This is a genomic window from Ruminococcus sp. HUN007 (assembly GCF_000712055.1).
In the GTDB taxonomy this organism is placed as follows: Bacteria; Bacillota; Clostridia; order Oscillospirales; family Ruminococcaceae; genus HUN007.
On sequence record NZ_JOOA01000002.1, the window covers coordinates 2,162,497 to 2,180,002 of the forward strand.

Annotated in this window: 17 protein-coding genes; 15 read left to right on the top strand and 2 right to left on the bottom strand. The window is 42.7% G+C overall.

The genetic code is table 11. The annotated features are described in order from the left end of the window. Positions 1 to 84: 84 nt before the first annotated feature. Complete coding sequence (locus CC97_RS13650; RefSeq protein WP_044975531.1) at positions 85 to 1,494, bottom strand: ATP-binding protein; 1,410 nt, start codon at positions 1,492 to 1,494, stop codon at positions 85 to 87. 440 nt (positions 1,495 to 1,934) lie between these two features. On the opposite strand from CC97_RS13650, the gene CC97_RS13655 reads away from it, so the two are divergent. The 3 genes from CC97_RS13655 (at position 1,935) to CC97_RS13665 (ending at position 4,772) form a co-directional block, all read left to right on the top strand. After that, positions 1,935 to 3,887 carry a serpin family protein gene (locus CC97_RS13655; RefSeq protein ID WP_044975533.1) on the top strand — a complete coding sequence of 651 codons (1,953 nt, stop codon included), beginning with the start codon at positions 1,935 to 1,937 and terminating at the stop codon, positions 3,885 to 3,887. A 121-nt stretch (positions 3,888 to 4,008) separates the two neighbouring features. Continuing rightward, positions 4,009 to 4,569, top strand: a complete 561-nt coding sequence (locus tag CC97_RS13660) for a sigma-70 family RNA polymerase sigma factor (RefSeq protein ID WP_049962915.1) — start codon at positions 4,009 to 4,011, stop codon at positions 4,567 to 4,569. After that, the gene (locus CC97_RS13665) at positions 4,566 to 4,772 is read left to right on the top strand and encodes a hypothetical protein (protein WP_044975534.1); all 207 of its coding nucleotides are present in this window, start codon (positions 4,566 to 4,568) and stop codon (positions 4,770 to 4,772) included. Before CC97_RS13660 ends, CC97_RS13665 begins: the two co-directional genes overlap by 4 nt. Here CC97_RS13665 and CC97_RS13670 read toward each other — a convergent pair. After that, on the bottom strand, positions 4,734 to 5,222 hold the full coding sequence (locus tag CC97_RS13670) for a hypothetical protein (RefSeq protein ID WP_044975535.1): 489 nt from the start codon (positions 5,220 to 5,222) through the stop codon (positions 4,734 to 4,736). The two genes, CC97_RS13665 and CC97_RS13670, sit on opposite strands and share 39 nt — an antisense overlap. Before the next feature lie 37 nt (positions 5,223 to 5,259). Between CC97_RS13670 and CC97_RS13675 the strand changes: the two genes are divergently transcribed. The 12 genes from CC97_RS13675 (at position 5,260) to CC97_RS13730 (ending at position 17,480) form a co-directional block, all read left to right on the top strand. Beyond that, a complete protein-coding gene (locus tag CC97_RS13675; RefSeq protein WP_156036915.1) occupies positions 5,260 to 6,108 on the top strand; it encodes a hypothetical protein in 849 nt (282 codons plus the stop codon). Positions 6,109 to 6,140: 32 nt separating this feature from the next. Beyond that, on the top strand, positions 6,141 to 6,644 hold the full coding sequence (locus CC97_RS13680) for a hypothetical protein (RefSeq protein WP_044975537.1): 504 nt from the start codon (positions 6,141 to 6,143) through the stop codon (positions 6,642 to 6,644). Positions 6,645 to 6,974: 330 nt separating this feature from the next. Beyond that, on the top strand, positions 6,975 to 8,141 hold the full coding sequence (locus CC97_RS13685) for an AAA family ATPase (RefSeq protein ID WP_044975539.1): 1,167 nt from the start codon (positions 6,975 to 6,977) through the stop codon (positions 8,139 to 8,141). Then, positions 8,141 to 8,653 carry a hypothetical protein gene (locus CC97_RS13690; RefSeq protein ID WP_347493684.1) on the top strand — a complete coding sequence of 171 codons (513 nt, stop codon included), beginning with the start codon at positions 8,141 to 8,143 and terminating at the stop codon, positions 8,651 to 8,653. Before CC97_RS13685 ends, CC97_RS13690 begins: the two co-directional genes overlap by 1 nt. 207 nt (positions 8,654 to 8,860) lie before the next feature. Continuing rightward, entirely contained in the window at positions 8,861 to 9,694 is an 834-nt protein-coding gene (locus CC97_RS13695; RefSeq protein WP_044975541.1) for an AAA family ATPase, read from the top strand. A gap of 5 nt (positions 9,695 to 9,699) precedes the next feature. After that, on the top strand, positions 9,700 to 10,563 hold the full coding sequence (locus CC97_RS13700; RefSeq protein WP_044975542.1) for a ParB/RepB/Spo0J family partition protein: 864 nt from the start codon (positions 9,700 to 9,702) through the stop codon (positions 10,561 to 10,563). A gap of 16 nt (positions 10,564 to 10,579) precedes the next feature. Next, entirely contained in the window at positions 10,580 to 11,866 is a 1,287-nt protein-coding gene (serS, locus tag CC97_RS13705; protein WP_044975543.1) for a serine--tRNA ligase, read from the top strand. A 257-nt stretch (positions 11,867 to 12,123) separates the two neighbouring features. Continuing rightward, entirely contained in the window at positions 12,124 to 13,602 is a 1,479-nt protein-coding gene (gene guaB, locus CC97_RS13710) for an IMP dehydrogenase (RefSeq protein ID WP_044975545.1), read from the top strand. 168 nt (positions 13,603 to 13,770) lie between these two features. Then, entirely contained in the window at positions 13,771 to 14,400 is a 630-nt protein-coding gene (locus CC97_RS13715; RefSeq protein ID WP_049962917.1) for a sigma-70 family RNA polymerase sigma factor, read from the top strand. Further along, positions 14,397 to 15,425 carry a dockerin type I domain-containing protein gene (locus tag CC97_RS13720; protein ID WP_044975546.1) on the top strand — a complete coding sequence of 343 codons (1,029 nt, stop codon included), beginning with the start codon at positions 14,397 to 14,399 and terminating at the stop codon, positions 15,423 to 15,425. Before CC97_RS13715 ends, CC97_RS13720 begins: the two co-directional genes overlap by 4 nt. A gap of 27 nt (positions 15,426 to 15,452) precedes the next feature. Continuing rightward, positions 15,453 to 16,817 (top strand): potassium transporter TrkG, encoded by a 1,365-nt coding sequence (locus CC97_RS13725; RefSeq protein ID WP_044975548.1) that lies wholly within the window; start codon positions 15,453 to 15,455, stop codon positions 16,815 to 16,817. A gap of 18 nt (positions 16,818 to 16,835) precedes the next feature. After that, entirely contained in the window at positions 16,836 to 17,480 is a 645-nt protein-coding gene (locus CC97_RS13730) for a TrkA family potassium uptake protein (RefSeq protein ID WP_044975549.1), read from the top strand. Positions 17,481 to 17,506: the final 26 nt, after the last annotated feature.

The following is a 17,506-nucleotide window of genomic DNA, read 5'->3' on the forward strand; positions in this document are numbered from 1 at the left end:
ATGTTCAAGCTTGTAAGGGTAAAATCCTTATTCTTTTAAACTTTCCCTTAAATAGCGACATGTTTTAAGGGAAAGCTTGACCTCTTAATCCGGAACGTTCGTTATCTCTGCTGCTATGTCACTGTATGTCACGAGAGTAACGTTTCCGGTTTCAGCGGCTTTTGTTATACAGCCATCTGTAAAACCTGAACGGGAAAAAACATAATAGTGAACGTTGCTGTAATGAAACAGTCTGCTTCTTTTAATAAGCAGTTCAAGGACACCGGTATCAGTTTTTTCATTTGTCCATTTGCATTCACCGAAAAGAGCAGTGTTTTTGTCCTGCTCACCCATAATGTCGATCTCTGTCTGTGATCTGCTTTCAGGATCTGTACCCCACCATCTTCCGAGAGATGAAAATTCCACAGGACATCTTCCTTCAATAAGGAGTTTCCAGAGATACTGCCTGCAGATATCTTCAAAAATACTTCCCATATATTCAGAAAGATGCGGCTCGATTCTCTTATATACAAGTTCATCAGCGCCTCTGGATATCAGTGAAATATTATTCAGAACAAACCGGTACCAGAAGCGGAACATATTATCTTCCAGTCTGTACAGCGTTCTCCGGGAACGATCTTCACCGTAAGGTGTTTCTTTTACTATAATACCGAGATTGATTAGGTTTGTAAGATAAGCGGAGCAGACATTTGTGTTTTCTCCGACTTTTACCGAAATTTCTGACATCTTTGAAGCACCGCTGGCTATTGCGGATATTACAGCGGTATAGATCGCTGGTTCACGTATTTCCTGCTTGATAAGATTTACCGGTTCTTCATAGAGAAATGAAACCGGATCAAGGAAACATCTTTTTATATTTTCCTCTATGCTGGCGTTGTCGCTGAACTGCAGAAGATACTGAGGTGTTCCGCCTACAATACCGTATGCAAGCGCCTTGTCCGTATCACTCATATTTTTTAAATAAGTTCCGGCTTCAAAGAAATCGAAAGGTTCTATTTTCATCTGTGCGGTACGACGACCGTAAAGAGGAGATTTGTATGCAAGTACGTTATCAACCATATATGACATGGATGAACCGCAGAGTATCAGCATAAGTTTCGAAGAATCCTTATATTTATCTATGATCATCTGAAGTGTTGAGGACAGACTCTTGGAGGATCTGGCGACATAAGGATATTCGTCAATGACAAGTATCGTTCTTTCTTTTTTGGATAATTCAAAGACAGTTTCCAGTGCTGTCTGAAAAGATGAAAATTTGCTCTCAGTTTCAATGCCGCTGGTATATTCATTTATCTGTCGGCTCAGATTTATAAGATTCTGAGTTTCATTGCTTTCGACTCCCATAAAGTATATGGCTTTTTTTTCGCTTAAAAAATGATTGATCAGAGCGGTTTTTCCCACACGTCTTCTTCCGTATATAACGCAGAATTCAAATCTGCCGCTGCGATACATTTTTTCAAGTGAAGCAAGTTCTTTTTTTCGTCCGATAAACATGATCATCCCTCCTTATTATTACTATAACACAGCAATGAAATTTAGTCAATCGTAAATTAGTCATTTATATCTGAGCAAAATTATATTACTATGCAGCGGGACCACCGGTGAAGATTCGGTGCTCCCGTTTGCTCTGTATAAATGAACGCCTTCGGCAGACCACCATTAAAACCGGCTGATAATACAGTCGGTATTTTTTTTAAAAAGTGTGTTACCTTAGAGATTTTTTTTACACTGTATAGACAGAGATGAAAAAACAGAAACTATGATCAGGCTGAAATATCTTGTCGCAGCATCTGCGGATAAGGTGCTGCGACGGGGAGGGATGATCTGATCATCAGTTCTGCAGGCATTTCAAAAACATATTATTCTATTTTCATAAGACAAACATAAAGAATAAAGAGAAGAAAGAAAAAAGTTTGAAAAGGCGGGGATAAGCTATGAAACAGAAATTTAAAAAGATAACAGCAGCAACAGCAGCGCTGGTGCTGACATGCGGATGTGTGGTGTCGGGACTTTGCCGTCCGTCGACTTTAAGTTTCGCTGAAGGCGGCAGCGCCAAATACACTGGTACTGTTGACGAAGACAGCAAGGTGGTATTTTATGCAGGTAAAAGTGCGAATTATACTGTAATGAGTAGTATAAAATCAGATGACAGACCTGATACGTTTGTAGTACCGTCTGTCTGCATGTATGGTGAGCCGGTTAGTAATTATGAAAAAGGAGATCAGAGATTAAGAAACATATTTGCTCTTGGTTATAAATCTGTTGATCTGACCGGTTCAGAAAACGTAATAGTTTCGGACGGTATTTACGAGCTGCAGGATGTGGCGTTTAAGAATACTGATAATCTGAAAACAGTTACTCTGAGTGATACGGTTACAGTCATCGGAGATCTTGAGCTTGACAAGGACACTGTGTTCAGAGGACACCGTGGTGCCTTTGCGGAAAGATATGCGGTCAGTGCAGGCTATACCTACGAATATACCGGAGATATAAGCGGTGACGGCAAAATTGACGCTGCGGATATTCTCACGATGTCACAGTATTTTGACGGAGCGGGTGAATTAAAGGAGGACGAAGCCGCAAGAGCCGATGAAAACTTTGACGCGAAATTAAATGTTGCCGATTTTGTTCTTCTGAAAAATGAAATAATCGAGCCGAGAGTATCAGCTTTCGGAGCATCATTTGCGGGTGCTCTTGCATCACCTGATCTGAAGAATATCAGTAGCATAAGCGATAAGATCGATGCAGAAGGATACATGAAATTTGCTGCCGCTTCAGCAAAAAATGTTCTCGTTGACACCGTAGATTCGAAGGGTGAGGAAAATCCGGTATATTCACCTCTCAGCTATTATATGGCTCTGTCCATGACAGCTGAATGTGCTGAGGGCAATACAAGAGACGAGATAGTAAAGGCACTGGGCGCTGAGGATATCGAAAGTGTCCGTAAGGAAAATGACGTTCTTTTCCGTTCAATTAATTTTGATGATTTTCAGGCTTACTGTCTGCTTGCAAATTCACTCTGGTTAAATGACAAGTGGGAGTTTAAGCAGGATACACTTGACCTGATAGCAAAGGATTATTATGCTGTTTCTTTTGCGAAAGATTTCAGAAATAATACAAAGCAGACTGAAAAAGAGATATCGGAATGGATCTGTACAAACACAAGCGGAAAGATAAAGCCTGAAATTAAGATCGAGGATCCGGAATCAGAGATCATGAAGATAATCAACACTGTTTCCTTTAAAGAGACCTGGGACGAAGAGTTCAGTGAAACTAAAACGAGTGCTTTCCATAAACCGGACGGTGAAGATGAAGACTGTAAATTTATGGAGAAACGTGAAAACGGAAAAGTAGGATTTGCAGATAATTTCATGTTTTATGCTGAAGATCTTCGTGACGGATATAAAATGAACTTTGTTCTTCCTGATGAAGGCACTGATATAAAGAATATCATTTCTGACAGTGAAACTTTAGCAGGTATTTATGCAGGAGAGCTTGACTTTGCGAACTGTTCCGTTACCCTTACAGTACCTGAGTTTGAAGTTGCATCAAAGTTTGATCTCATAGACGCGACAAAGCAGATGGGTGTTTCAGATGCTTTTGATGATTTAAAAGCTGATTTCAACGCAGTTGTTGACTACGATAAAAACGGTATCCCTGGTGCCAAGGTGAGCATGATCGACCATGAAGCAAGGATCAGAGTCGATGAAAAGGGCTGCGAGGGCGCTGCATATACAGTTGTAGCAATAGCAACAACTTGTCCTGCACCTCCGGACAAACAAGTTGGATTCACACTTGACAGGCCATTCTTCTACTATGTTACTGACAAAAACAACATACCAGTATTCGCAGGTATCGTTGACAATCCGAATGAATCGCCTGAATGATCAGGGATAGCATTATGGAAATGTTCCACGTGGAACATTTCCATCGCTCCCTCTTGAAATAAAACTGAAAATCACTTATACTTATGAAAGGCAAAAAGTATGTGACAGTCAAGGAGGAAGTATGCTGGAAGACAACGAAATAATCGATCTTTACTGGGCAAGATCGCAGCGGGCGATAAGTGAAACGGACATAAAATACCGCAGCCGCTGCCTCAGTATAGCGAAAAAGATACTTAATGATAACTCGGATTCGGAAGAATGCCTTAACGATACATATCTTACTGCATGGAACAGGATGCCGTCTGAGCGTCCGGATTTTCTCAATGCATTTCTGTTCCGCATTATAAAAAATCACTGCATGAACAGACTTAGATATCTTACAGGAGCAAAAAGGAAGGCTGATGCGGTGTTGTCTATCGATGAACTTGAAGAATGTATCAGCGGAAGATCTGATACCGAGGGTGAATTTGATGAGAATGAGCTTGTAAAAGCTCTTAATGAATTTGTCGAGAGCCTTGACAGCGGAAAGAGATTTATTTTCATGAGACGCTACTGGTACCTTGATTCACAGGCACAGATAGCGGAAAAATGCTCCGTTACGGAGGCAAACGTGAAAACAATTCTTGCACGACTGCGTAAAAACCTCAGAAGTTTTCTGGACGAGAGGGGGTTCAATGCGTGAATAAGGAACAGCTTTTTGATGCGATCGACAAAATCGATGACAAGTATGTAAGTGAGACCGAAAACTACGATCCGGAAACGATGAAAATAAGAGCGTTTCCGTTTATACACATTTTGCCGGCGGTACTGGTAACAGCATCTGCGGCATCGGTATTTTTTAGCTGTTTACCTTGGTTCACAGGTGAAGCCGCCTGGAGATTTTGAAATTGATAATTCTGTAACGGAAACCACGACAAGCGTTTCAGAACAGTATACCAGTGAGGTATCTGATTCTATTAAACCGGTAACAGAACCGGAAAATGTAACGGATGCAGCGGTGAGCGGGAGTGATGGTTCTTCTCCTGCAGATACCGGCAGTTCAGTAACGGAAGTTTCTGCCGGTGCATCCGCTGATCCGAACGTTGTTATCGTGTCCGGAAATACTGCTGTAAGTCCGAAACCGTCAGCTTCGCCTTCAGGCGGAACAGGTCCTTCCGGTACCCCGTCAGCTGCGCAGACTGAAAGGTCGACATCGTCACCGACAAAGACAGCATCCCCAACAAGAACGTCTTCACCGACAATGAATCCGACAAGAACATCTGCGCCAACAATGAGTCCGACAGGAACTTCGGCACCGACGATGAGTCCGACAAGGTCGCCGAGACCAACGTCCACACCAACGATGTATCCGACGGGATCTTCGGAACCAAGTATGGATCCAACTTCGGCACCGACGATGGCACCTACAGGAACTTCGGCGCCAACGATGTCTCCGACAAGATCACCGCATCCGACATCACAGCCGACAGAGAGCAGAACAGGTGCTCCGTATCCGACATCACAGCCGACAGAGAGCAGAACAGGTGCTCCGGATCCGACATCACAACCAACAGACAGCGGAACATATGGTCCGAAACCAACAATGACTCCTACATCAGCACCAACGATGTCTCCAACCGGAACATCAGCGCCAACATCAATGCCGACAGGATCTTATCCAACATCTGCACCGACAATGTCACCGGTTGAACCGTCACTGAGTCCTACTGCAATGCCGATGGATGAACCGTGGCCGGATGCTGTGTTACCAAATTACAGCAGACTTAAGAGCCTTATAGACAGCGGCGACTACGAACAGGAAAAATACAGCAATAAGGGCCGCGAGGCATTTGAAAGAATCAAGTCGGACGGATATTTCTATGTTCCGGACGGATTTGAAAACAGCGAAGTTACTGTTGTTTCAGGTTCTGATTCTGAAGATATGTGTACGGCATACTATGCATACTGCAACAGCCGCCTGTGCAGAATTGGTATTTATACTGTTGATAAGGATATTGCCGCAGAGTCCGGCAGCAAGAGAGATTACATAAGAAACCGCTACGGTGCTTCTGACGGAAACACATATAAACTTGACAGCAGCGATGTATGGTACAACAATGACGGCGCGTTCTTCTTCATTGATGACACGCACTACTGCTATATCAGATCATCGCTTGAAGACACCGAACTTAAGAAAATTATAAATGATCTGTCATTTACAAAGATTGATGTAAATTCATGAGATGATGATTATATTGGGAGATGATCAAAGTTATGAAAAAAACGAAAAAGACCATGTTTACAGCAGCGCTTCTTTCAGCAGCATGTGCACTGAGTACGGGACTAAAGGCAAATGAAAGCCTTAAAGCTGACGGCGCTTCTGATCAGGGCAATGACGAAACTGCATTTTCGGCTGACAGACTTTCTGCTGCAGTAGCCGAAACACCGTCACCTCAGGCTATGTATGCCCCTCCACAGGCAAAGGGCGATATGGATCATAATTATGATCTGAATATCGCTGATCTTATTATAATGAAGGATTCGACCATTGACTTCCAGAGCGGCAACGTGAATGAGAGCGTGGTGTGGAGCGGTGATCTTAACGGTGATTATGGTCTGGACGGATATGACATACTGATGATGCAGCGATATTTAATGGGCGACGCAGAAAATCCTGGAGAGCCTCTTCCACCGGGCTCTCACCTTCCGGTGTATAAAGAACCCGAATCGATAGCAACAGTGTACGGACCATACCCGGCATACTGGGATAAAAACTAAACGTTCCACGTGGAACATTTAAAAATCCTCTGTGAAATTTCACGGAGGATTTTTTCATAGGATCTAACTGAAACCACAGGCAGGTACATGATGAACATTGTGCCTGCCTGTTGAAGGTACAGCCGCAGGCGTACCATTTAAATGGTGGTGCCTTCGGCACAATTGAAAAAACAGCTGCACTTTGCGTGCAACTGTTTTTGAAAAAGAGGTTTTTTCAAAATCATTTTCACTTAAAAACGTAAAATACGTTTTTAAAGTTGAAATTTAACAGATAAAGTGCTATAATCATATTATAAAATCAGTTTTTCTGTTGATATGGAGTGAAAGCTAATGAAACTTTTAAAAATATGTGCAAGTGGTTTACCTCATTTTTATGGTAACTGTGAATTTGATTTTGCTGCTTTGCAGAGAGTCAGTAAAGATGATGCTGAAGATATGAAATGTTTGTTTACAGTTGGCAGTAAAAGTTATTATCAGAACAATGTTATTTCATTTATAGGTGTAAATGCATCCGGTAAAACTACAATACTGAAACTATTGACTCTGGTGTGCCGTATGCTGAATAATGAAGCACTAAATACTATAAGCTGTTCAGAGATTCTTTCGAATCTTTCTCCGGAAAGTGAAGTGGTACTGGATATATATTTCTATGCAGATAATAATACAGTTAATTTGCTCCATACGGTTATTTCAAAGAAAGAGGAAAGACTGTATATTAAAGATGAATATCTGAAATCCAAACCGACAGCCAAAGTAAAAAGCAAGAAGAACTTATATGACTTTGATGATATTGAAACTGAAATACAAAGAGATACGGACGAAGCATTTCTTCTTGAGGATGTAAGTATTTGTGTTGCTTTTAATAAGAAAACCGGCGACAGGATCTCTTTAACAGATACCCTTCAGTTTACAAATCTTAATGAACTTAGCATACTTGATGATTGTCCTGCTGAACTGATAGAGTTCTTTGATCCGTCAGTTGAATATCTGAAAATAAAGAAAGAAGGAAAATCTTCAGATATAAGACTCAAATTTAAAAATGAAGAAGAGATTATTATGACAAAACCTCTGGAACTTAACCGTTATCTTTCATCAGGTACAATAAAGGGAATCAACATTTATATTTATGCTATGAGATCTTTCAGAACAGGTGGTTATGTAATAGTTGATGAACTTGAAAATCATTTTAATCATGAGATCATTTCGACGCTTATAGGTTTTTACAGGGATAATAAAATAAATCCGAAAGGAGCAGTGCTGATATTTTCAACTCATTATGCAGAACTGCTTGATGAATTTGATAGAAATGATAATATCTATATCGTTAGAAATACAGATGGTATTAATTCGAAAAATCTCTCTTATATTCTTGACAGAAATGATCTGAAAAAGAGCGAAGTATATCAGAGTGATTATCTTGAAGGAACATCGCCGAAATATGAATCATATATGAAACTAAAGAAAAGACTTATACGTTCTCAGAAGGAGGATGAATAGTGTCTTATATAGCATGTATTTGTGAAGGAGCAGCTGAACAGGCTGTAATTGAGATTCTTCTTGATAATGATTTGCTGATATTTACGAGAGATGATATGCTCGAAGGTGAGCCTTTACGTTGTCGAAATGCAGCAAAGTTTGAAGAGAAATATTTAAGAAAAGGTTTTTCAGAGAAAATAACAGTTTACAGGATTCTCGATTCCCGAAGAGAAAAATTCTCGCTTGGAAAAGCGTATGCAAAGAAAGTAGACGTAATTAACGTTATTACTGCACCGGAGATAGAAATGCTTGTAATATTCAATGAGAATAAATATAAAGATTACAAGAAATCCGGAAAAAAGCCGAGCGATTACTGCAAAATAAATCTGAAATATCCGGATGTAAAAAATAAAGTGTTTATCCGGAATTATTTTGCCGATGTTTCTTTACTTGTATCAGCGATAATTGAGTATAAGCGAGTTTCAAATGTACAGCCGGATGAAATTACACTTGCTGATCTGTTAAAAAAATAATAACATTAAAGAGTTCTTGTTAAAGAATCGATTCCAACGGCCGCCGAACGGTGGCCGTTTTCAAAAGCACGCCGCAGGCGTACCATGTTCCACGTGGAACATTTAAAAATCCTCTGTGAAATTTCACAGAGGATTTTTTCTTTACACTACTAATAATATATGCTATAATAATAGGTAGACTATTATTCGGAACAGGAGGAATATGAAGTGGGTAAGGTGATCGCTGTAGCCAATCAGAAGGGCGGTGTGGGCAAGTCCACTACTGTAATTAACCTTGCGGCTTTTATCGGAAGCAGGGGCAGGAAAGTGCTTTGTATCGACCTTGATGCTCAGGGAAATGTTACGAGCGGATATGGTATCAGAAAGAAAACGGTACAATATTCATCCTACGATCTGCTCATTGGAAGAGCGGGTATCGGTGAAGCTGTAATTGCTACAGAGTTCGAAAATGTATCCATTGTTCCTTCAACTTCGGCCCTTGCGGGTGCCGAGATCGAGATCGCAGACCTTGATGACCGTCTGAAGCGTCTCAAGATGCAGATACTCATGTGCCGTGACAGCTACGACTATATTTTCATCGACTGTCCTCCTTCGCTCAGTCTTGTCACACTCAACGGACTTGTTGCGGCAGACAGCCTTATAATCCCTCTTCAGTGCGAATTTTTCTCCCTCGAAGGACTTTCTCAGCTTGACCAGATAATCAGGCATGTTCGTTCAAATGAAAATCCTTCACTCACTATAGAGGGAATTTTATTCACTATGTTCGACCCGCGTCTGAACGTTACGAACCAGGTGGTAAATGAAGTGAAAAAGGTATTTCCGGATCAGGTGTTCGAAACGACGATACCGCGTAATGTTCGCCTTTCGGAAGCACCGAGCTACGGAATGCCGGTAATGTACTACGACAAAAGTTCGAAGGGAACCGAGGCATATGCGCGCCTCGGATGCGAACTTCTCGGTGAGAAATACACTGAGAAGCCGAAGAAGAAACTCACGGACATTCTGAAATCAAAGAAGAAAAACAAATCTGAAAGGAAGTGATGCGCTTGGCACCAAAGAAAGGCGGACTCGGCATGGGTCTCGGAGCGCTGTTAAATGACAATGCTTCAGAGGTACAGGGAAAGAGTACACTGAGAATATCCGAGATCGAACCGAACAGACTTCAGCCAAGAAAAGACTTCGATGAGGAAGCCATCGCTTCGCTTGCAGATTCGATAAAGGATCACGGTCTGCTTCAGCCGATCGTTGTACGGCCTTACGGAAGGGCATACCAGATAGTGGCCGGTGAAAGACGATGGAGAGCGGCAAGAGTCGCAGGTCTCGGGGAAGTTCCGGTGGTTATAAAGGAATTTTCCGATTCAGAGGCAATGCAGATAGCACTCATTGAAAACCTCCAGCGTGAAAACCTGAATCCGGTCGAAGAAGCACTGGGATACAGGGAGCTTTCCGAAAAGTATGACATGACTCAGGAGAGCATAGCCGAAATGACAGGACGATCCCGTTCGGCAGTTACCAATGCGATACGCATACTCGGCCTTCCTGATGAAGTTCTTGAAATGATCAGAAACGGTCAGGTATCTACCGGTCATGCAAAAGTTCTTCTCGCACTCGATGATGAGAAAACAATAAAGGAACTCGCTTCACAGGTCGCTGACGGTGTTCTTACGGTAAGAGCACTTGAAAATGCGGTAAAGTCCCTTAAGTCAGAAAAGAAGGGAAAGACTACTCCTAAAAAAACGGACACCTATTTCCGCGAGATGGAACTGAGCCTTAAGGAACGTCTAGGCAGAAAAGTTCTTATAAAAAACAAAAGCAATGACAAGGGCACGCTTGTTCTTGAATTCTACAACAAGGATGATCTGCGCGAGATTGCAGACAGACTTGCTGACACTATAAATACCAATAAATGAAAGAGAGTAATATATCATGTTAGACATTAAATTTGTCAGAGAAAACCCTGACATCGTAAAGCAGAACATTAAAAACAAGTTCCAGGATGAAAAGCTTCCTCTTGTTGATGAAGTAATCGCACTCGACAAGAAGAACCGCGACATCAAGCAGGAAGTTGAAGCACTCCGTGCTAACAGAAACAAGCTTTCAAAGCAGATCGGCGGTCTCATGGCTCAGGGCAAAAAGGATGAAGCCGAAGAAGTAAAGGCTCAGGTAAATGCTCAGGCTGCAAGACTTGAAGAACTCAACGCTGAAGAGAGAACAGTTGAGGAAGAACTCCGCACAAAGATGATGACTATTCCGAACATCATCGATCCTTCAGTTCCGATAGGCAAGGACGACTCAGAAAACGTTGAAGTTGAAAAGTTTGGTGAACCTGCCGTTCCTGACTTCGAAGTTCCTTACCACGTTGATATTATGGAGAAGCTCAAGGGTATCGATATCGACAGCTCAAGAAGAACAAGCGGTAATGGTTTCTACTATCTCTGCGGTGACGTTGCTCAGCTCCAGTCATGTATCCTTTCATATGCAAGAGACTTCATGATCGACAAAGGATTTACTTACTACATTCCTCCGTTCATGATCAGAAGCTCAGTAGTTACAGGTGTTATGAGCTTTGACGACATGGCTGACATGATGTACAAGATAGAAGGCGAAGATCTTTACCTTATCGGTACTTCAGAACACTCAATGATCGGTAAGTTCATTGATACTATAGTACCTGAAAGTGATCTTCCTCAGACACTTACAAGCTATTCACCATGTTTCCGTAAGGAAGTTGGTTCAAAGGGTATCGAGGAACGCGGTGTTTACCGTATACACCAGTTTGAAAAGCAGGAAATGGTTGTAGTCTGCAAGCCTGAAGAATCAATGGAATGGTTCCGCAAGCTCTACAGTTACACAGTTGAATTCTTCCGCACACTTGATATTCCTGTTCGTACGCTCGAATGCTGTTCAGGCGACCTCGCTGATCTTAAGGTTAAGTCAATCGACGTTGAAGCATGGTCACCAAGACAGAAGAAGTACTTCGAAGTAGGAAGCTGCTCAAATCTCGGCGATGCACAGGCAAGAAGACTCAGCATCAGAGTTAAGGATGAGAACGGAAACAAGTATTTCCCTCATACTCTCAACAACACAGTTGTTGCTCCTCCGAGAATGCTCATCGCATTCCTTGAAAACAACCTCAATGCAGACGGTTCAGTAAATATCCCTAAGGCTCTTGTTCCTTACATGAGAAAAGAAAAACTTTTACCTAAAGTTTAAGAAAGCGCTGATTTATTCATAAATCAGAGGGGGACACGGGGCGAAGCCCCGAAGTCGCCTAAAACAGGCAATCCGGCTTCGCAGGATTGCCGACTTAAATGAAATTTACAGCCTGTACACATTCAGGGAAAAATACGGACGTGTACAGGTAAAATCACATAAGAACGGGGTTACTTCCGGGGATATTTTTTACTTGACAAAAGTCGCAAAATAGAGTATTCTAATAGAAATACATTTTTTTAAGGGAGAGTGTTTTTATGCTTAGTGATTTCAACAATAAGTTCGTAAAAGAAGGTCTTACATTCGATGATGTGCTTCTGATCCCTGCAAAATCAGACGTAACACCGAATATGATCAAACTCGGTACTAATCTTACAAAGACAATTAAACTCAACACACCTGTAATGGCTTCTGCCATGGATACTGTAACAGAATCCAAAATGGCTATTGCTATCGCTCGTGAAGGCGGTATAGGAATTATTCATAAGAACATGTCAATTGAAAAGCAGGTTGACGAAGTAGACAAGGTAAAGCGTTCAGAAAACGGCGTTATCGTAAATCCATTCTCTCTTACAGAAGATCACATTGTCCGTGATGCTGATGAACTCATGGGCAAGTACAAGATCTCAGGTGTCCCGATCGTAGATGAAAAGGGCAAGCTCGTTGGTATCATCACAAACCGTGATATGAGATTCATGGTTGATCTTAACTCAAAGATCGGCGACGTAATGACAAAGGACAACCTTGTTACCGGTTCAGTAGGAACAACACTCGAACAGGCACAGGAGATCCTTCGTAAGCATAAGATCGAAAAACTCCCTCTCGTTGATGATGAAGGCTATCTCAAGGGTCTCATCACTATCAAGGATATTGAAAAAGCTGTTGAGTTCCCTAACTCAGCAAGAGACGCAAAGGGCAGACTCCTCTGCGGTGCTGCTATCGGCGTAACAAATGACGTTCTCGAAAGAGCTGCTGCTCTTATCGAAGCTCAGGTCGATGTACTCGTACTCGACTCAGCTCACGGCCACAGCGCAAACATCATCAGATGCTTAAAGACAGTTAAGGAACACTTCCCTGACATTCCTGTAATTGCAGGTAACATTGCTACAGCAGCTGCTGCCGAAGAACTTATCAAGGCCGGTGCAGACGCACTTAAGGTTGGTATCGGACCTGGTTCTATCTGTACAACACGAGTTGTTGCAGGTATCGGTGTTCCGCAGATCACAGCAGTTTACGACGTTGCTGAAGTTGCTCAGAAGTACGGCGTTCCGGTTATTGCAGACGGCGGTATCAAGTACTCAGGCGATATCGTTAAGGCTCTTGCAGCCGGTGCAAGCGTTGTAATGCTCGGTTCACTTCTCGCAGGATGCGAGGAAGCTCCTGGTGCTACTGAAATATTCCAGGGCCGTTCATTCAAGGTATACAGAGGCATGGGCAGTATGGGTGCCATGGAATGCGGTTCAAAGGACAGATACTTCCAGGACGGCAAGGATACAAAGAAGCTCGTTCCTGAAGGCGTTGAAGGTCGTGTACCTTACAAGGGACCTCTCTGCGATACAATTTATCAGCTTGTCGGCGGTATCCGTTCAGGTATGGGTTACTGCGGCTGTGAAACAATTCCTGAACTTCACGAAAGAGCTCAGTTTGTACGCATCACAGGTGCAGGTCTTAAGGAAAGCCATCCGCACGATATCTACATCACAAAGGAAGCTCCTAACTATTCAGTTCAGATCTGATGATCGTGCAGAAACTATAACAACAATATCTCCGAAGATCACAATGGTTTTCGGAGATTTTTGATTTACAGTCTGATAAGCATTATTTAATGAAATCTTTATTTCCTGAAAAGTGTAATTTTAAATTCCGGATGTTGTCTGTATAAGTAGAGGAAAACAGCGTTACCAGTGTGGTCAGCGTCTCATCTGTACAGACTTAAAACCAGAGAATCAGAGGTGATCACCATTACTGATAACGAAACTATAATCTCAATGTTCAATAAGCGTGATGAACGGGTGCTTGAACAGATATCCGAAAATTACGGATACACCTGCCGCAGGGTAGCAGGGAGTATCCTTGAAAATGAAGAAGAAGCCAAGGAATGTTTTAACGATGCGCTGTTATCGGTATGGAACTCGATACCTCCGGCACAGCCAGACAATTTCTACGGGTATCTTCTGAAAACGGTACGAAATATTTCACTGAATATCCTGAAGGGAAAGAAGAGATTAAAACGCGGTGAGGGAAAGAACGGACTTGTTCTTGATGAAATTGCGGAATTTCTTCCTTCAGGTGAAAACATTGAGGCGCAGCTCGAAACAAAAGAAAGGGAAAATGAGATAAAGGAAGCACTGACTGCCTTTCTGAGAAAACAGAAGCAGGATCACCGTGACATTTTCATACTCCGTTACTGGCGTTTTTCCACAACGGCAGAAATAGCTGAGGAATTCGGTATTACCGAAAATCATGTAAATGTCATACTGTCGCGGTTACGTAAAAAGCTTGGCGATTTTCTTGAAAAGGAGGGATTGATGTGACACCATTAAAGTTTACTGAACTGATGAATGAACTGCCGGATGATATGATAGAAGCGGCAAACCGTCCTCATCAGAAGAAACAAAAACGTATTATATATATAATACCGGCAGCTGCCGCCTGTTTCTCCCTGGTAGTTGCATTATCCTTTTTCCTGAAAGGAAAACAGATGACCAGTGATCCGGACTTTACAGTATCTGTAGATCCTGAAATATCGGCCGTGACCATGACGGAAACTGTTCCGTATACGGAAATACAACAGGAGGATGTGCCGGTAACTGAAGCACCGGTAAGCGGAGATGCTCTGATTATTTCAGATCAGGTAACAGATACAGCAACAGGCGCGCAGATTGAAGCAGGTACCGAAGAAAGAAAACCTGATAAAGTAACGGAAAAAAGTGCTGAAAACAGAAAAGATGATAAGGAACATACTGCCGCAAAAACAGAAAGCGTCAGAGAAACTGCCGCAGAACGGACGGAAAGAGTGACAGAAAATTACGGTGACAGGCCCGTTCCGCTGAAACCGGGAAATTCTCCGCATACAGAAGGATCTGATAACAGTAATGTAACGGAGGCTCCCGTGACCGCGCCGGATACGGCTGACGAACCGTCACCTGTAATGGCAAACCAGAATACAAAACCGGCAGACCAGAATACACAACCTGCGGTGAACGTGCCTGGCTATGAGCCAGAACCTGCCGCACCCCAGGAAACAGAACCGGCTCCCGGAGCAGCATGTCAGCCTGCATGTCCTCCGGATGCACAGTCTGATCCGCCCGGTGCCGCAGATCCGAATCTTCCGGATTACTCGCCGACCGTACAGGCTGATAATGAGAAAAAGCCCGGTGACGTAAATCTGGACGGTAAAGTCGATAAATCCGATCTGACAAAACTCTCGGAATATCTTTCTGATAAAAGAAATCCTGAAGGACAGGCGTTCCGTAATGCAGACATTAACGCTGACGGGAATGTCGATCTGACAGACCTTTCACTGTTAAGAAAACTCATTTCCGAAAATGAGACGTAATGCTCTTTAATAAAGGAACTATGAATTATGAAAAAAATTAGAATTTCGCCGGTGCATTTTATTCCGCTCAGCTTTGTGGCAGCGATAGTGCTCGGTACACTGCTGCTCATGATACCGGCAGCGACCGCACCCGGAAACAGTACTGATCTGCTTACGGCTTTGTTTACAGCGACAACGTCAGTATGTGTTACCGGTCTTGTGGTTGTTGACACATATGCGCACTGGAGCCTTCTCGGGCAGATCATCATGCTTCTGCTCGTTCAGATAGGCGGACTTGGTGTAGTAGCTGTTGCATCAATGATAATGATTCTGGGAAAGAGAAAGTTTTCACTGGGAGATCGTATTCTTCTTGAAAATTCCCTGAATGTCGAGAAAAATACCGGACTGCTTGCATTCCTTAAGCGCGTTTTCAAAAGCGTCTTTATTACGGAAGGTATCGGTGCGGTACTGTATGCAGTAAAATTTGTGCCTCTTCTCGGTCCGGCAAAGGGAATATGGGCTTCGGTTTTTCAGTCTGTATCAGCATTCTGCAATGCCGGTATGGACGTGATCGGGCCTGACAGTATGATAATATTCAACGATTCTCCGTATCTTATGATCCTCACTATGATCCTGATCACACTCGGAGGACTTGGATTCGTAGTCTGGTTTGATGTGGCTGAAGTGATCAGAAATTCGATCCGTCACAGATTCAGTCCGCGTGTCATGATCTCGAGACTTTCCGAACACAGCAAGCTGGTACTTGTGGTATCTGCAGTTCTTGTTGTTTCAGGAGCTGCTGTTGTATTCTTTGCGGAATACAGCAATCCGGATACGATGGGAAGTATGACGCTGCCGGACAAGATAATGAACAGCTTTTTTCAGTCAGTCACATTCAGAACAGCAGGTTTCGCTTCTGTTCCGCAGGACGGACTTACGGAGGAAACCTGCTTTACCGGTTTTGTTCTGATGTTTATCGGCGGATCTCCTGTAGGTACTGCCGGCGGTGTAAAAACGGTAACTGCTGTGCTGTTTCTGTTCAATGCCCTTTCGTACATGCAGGGAAAAGACGAAACAACCGTTTTCCGACGCAGGGTCACAGAAGAAATGATGAGAAAGGCTTCAGCAATAGTGTTTGTCAGTATGTCTGCCGTATTTATTATGATTTCGCTTCTTATGGCAGGAGGCGGTATTGCTCTTACTGATGCAGCGTATGAAATAGTAAGTGCTCTCAGCACGGTAGGCCTTTCAAGAAATCTGACCTCACATCTGGATACTTACGGGAGGATCATTGTGATAGTTTCGATGTATCTCGGAAGAATAGGTCCGATTTCCATGGCGGTCTTCTTCTCAAGTGACAGGAGGACCAATAATATGATCAGACATTCTGAAGGTGAATTTTACGTAGGATAAATATCAGGAGGAAAAACAATGAAATCTGTAGCTGTTCTGGGACTGGGAAAATACGGAAGAAGCCTTGCGAAGAATCTGTACAGCATGGGGGCTGATGTTCTTGCAGTTGACAAGGACGAAGTTATTATTGAAGAAATATCACACCAGTGTACATCTGCGATATGTGCGAATCTGGAGAACGAAGATGAAGTAACTGCACTTGGACTTAAGAATATGGATATAGTTGTAACGGCGATGGGAACAAGTATGGGTGCGAGTATAATGGCTGTATCAGTGGCTAAGGAACAGGGAGTTCCTTTCGTTGTATCAAAGGCTGCATCGGAACGTATGTCATCCATTCTGAAAAAAGTCGGCGCCGACAAGATAATCAATCCGGAGGGTGAAGGCGGACTTCGTTCGGCAAGTATACTTATATCCTCTTCATTTACGGACTTTTTTGAGATTGACTCAAATATGTATATGATCGAGATGAAACCGAGAAAGGAATGGATCGGTAAAAATCTGATGGAGCTGGAACTGCGCAGGAAAATGAATCTGAATGTCGTTGCAATCAGGGAAAGCGGAAAACTTTGGACTCATGCCAATCCGAAATTCAGTCTTACGGAAAACTGTGTTCTGCTGATTGTCGTTGAAAAGAAGGATATGAAAAACGTTCAGGACTGAGTTAAGAATAACAATTGAAAATATGA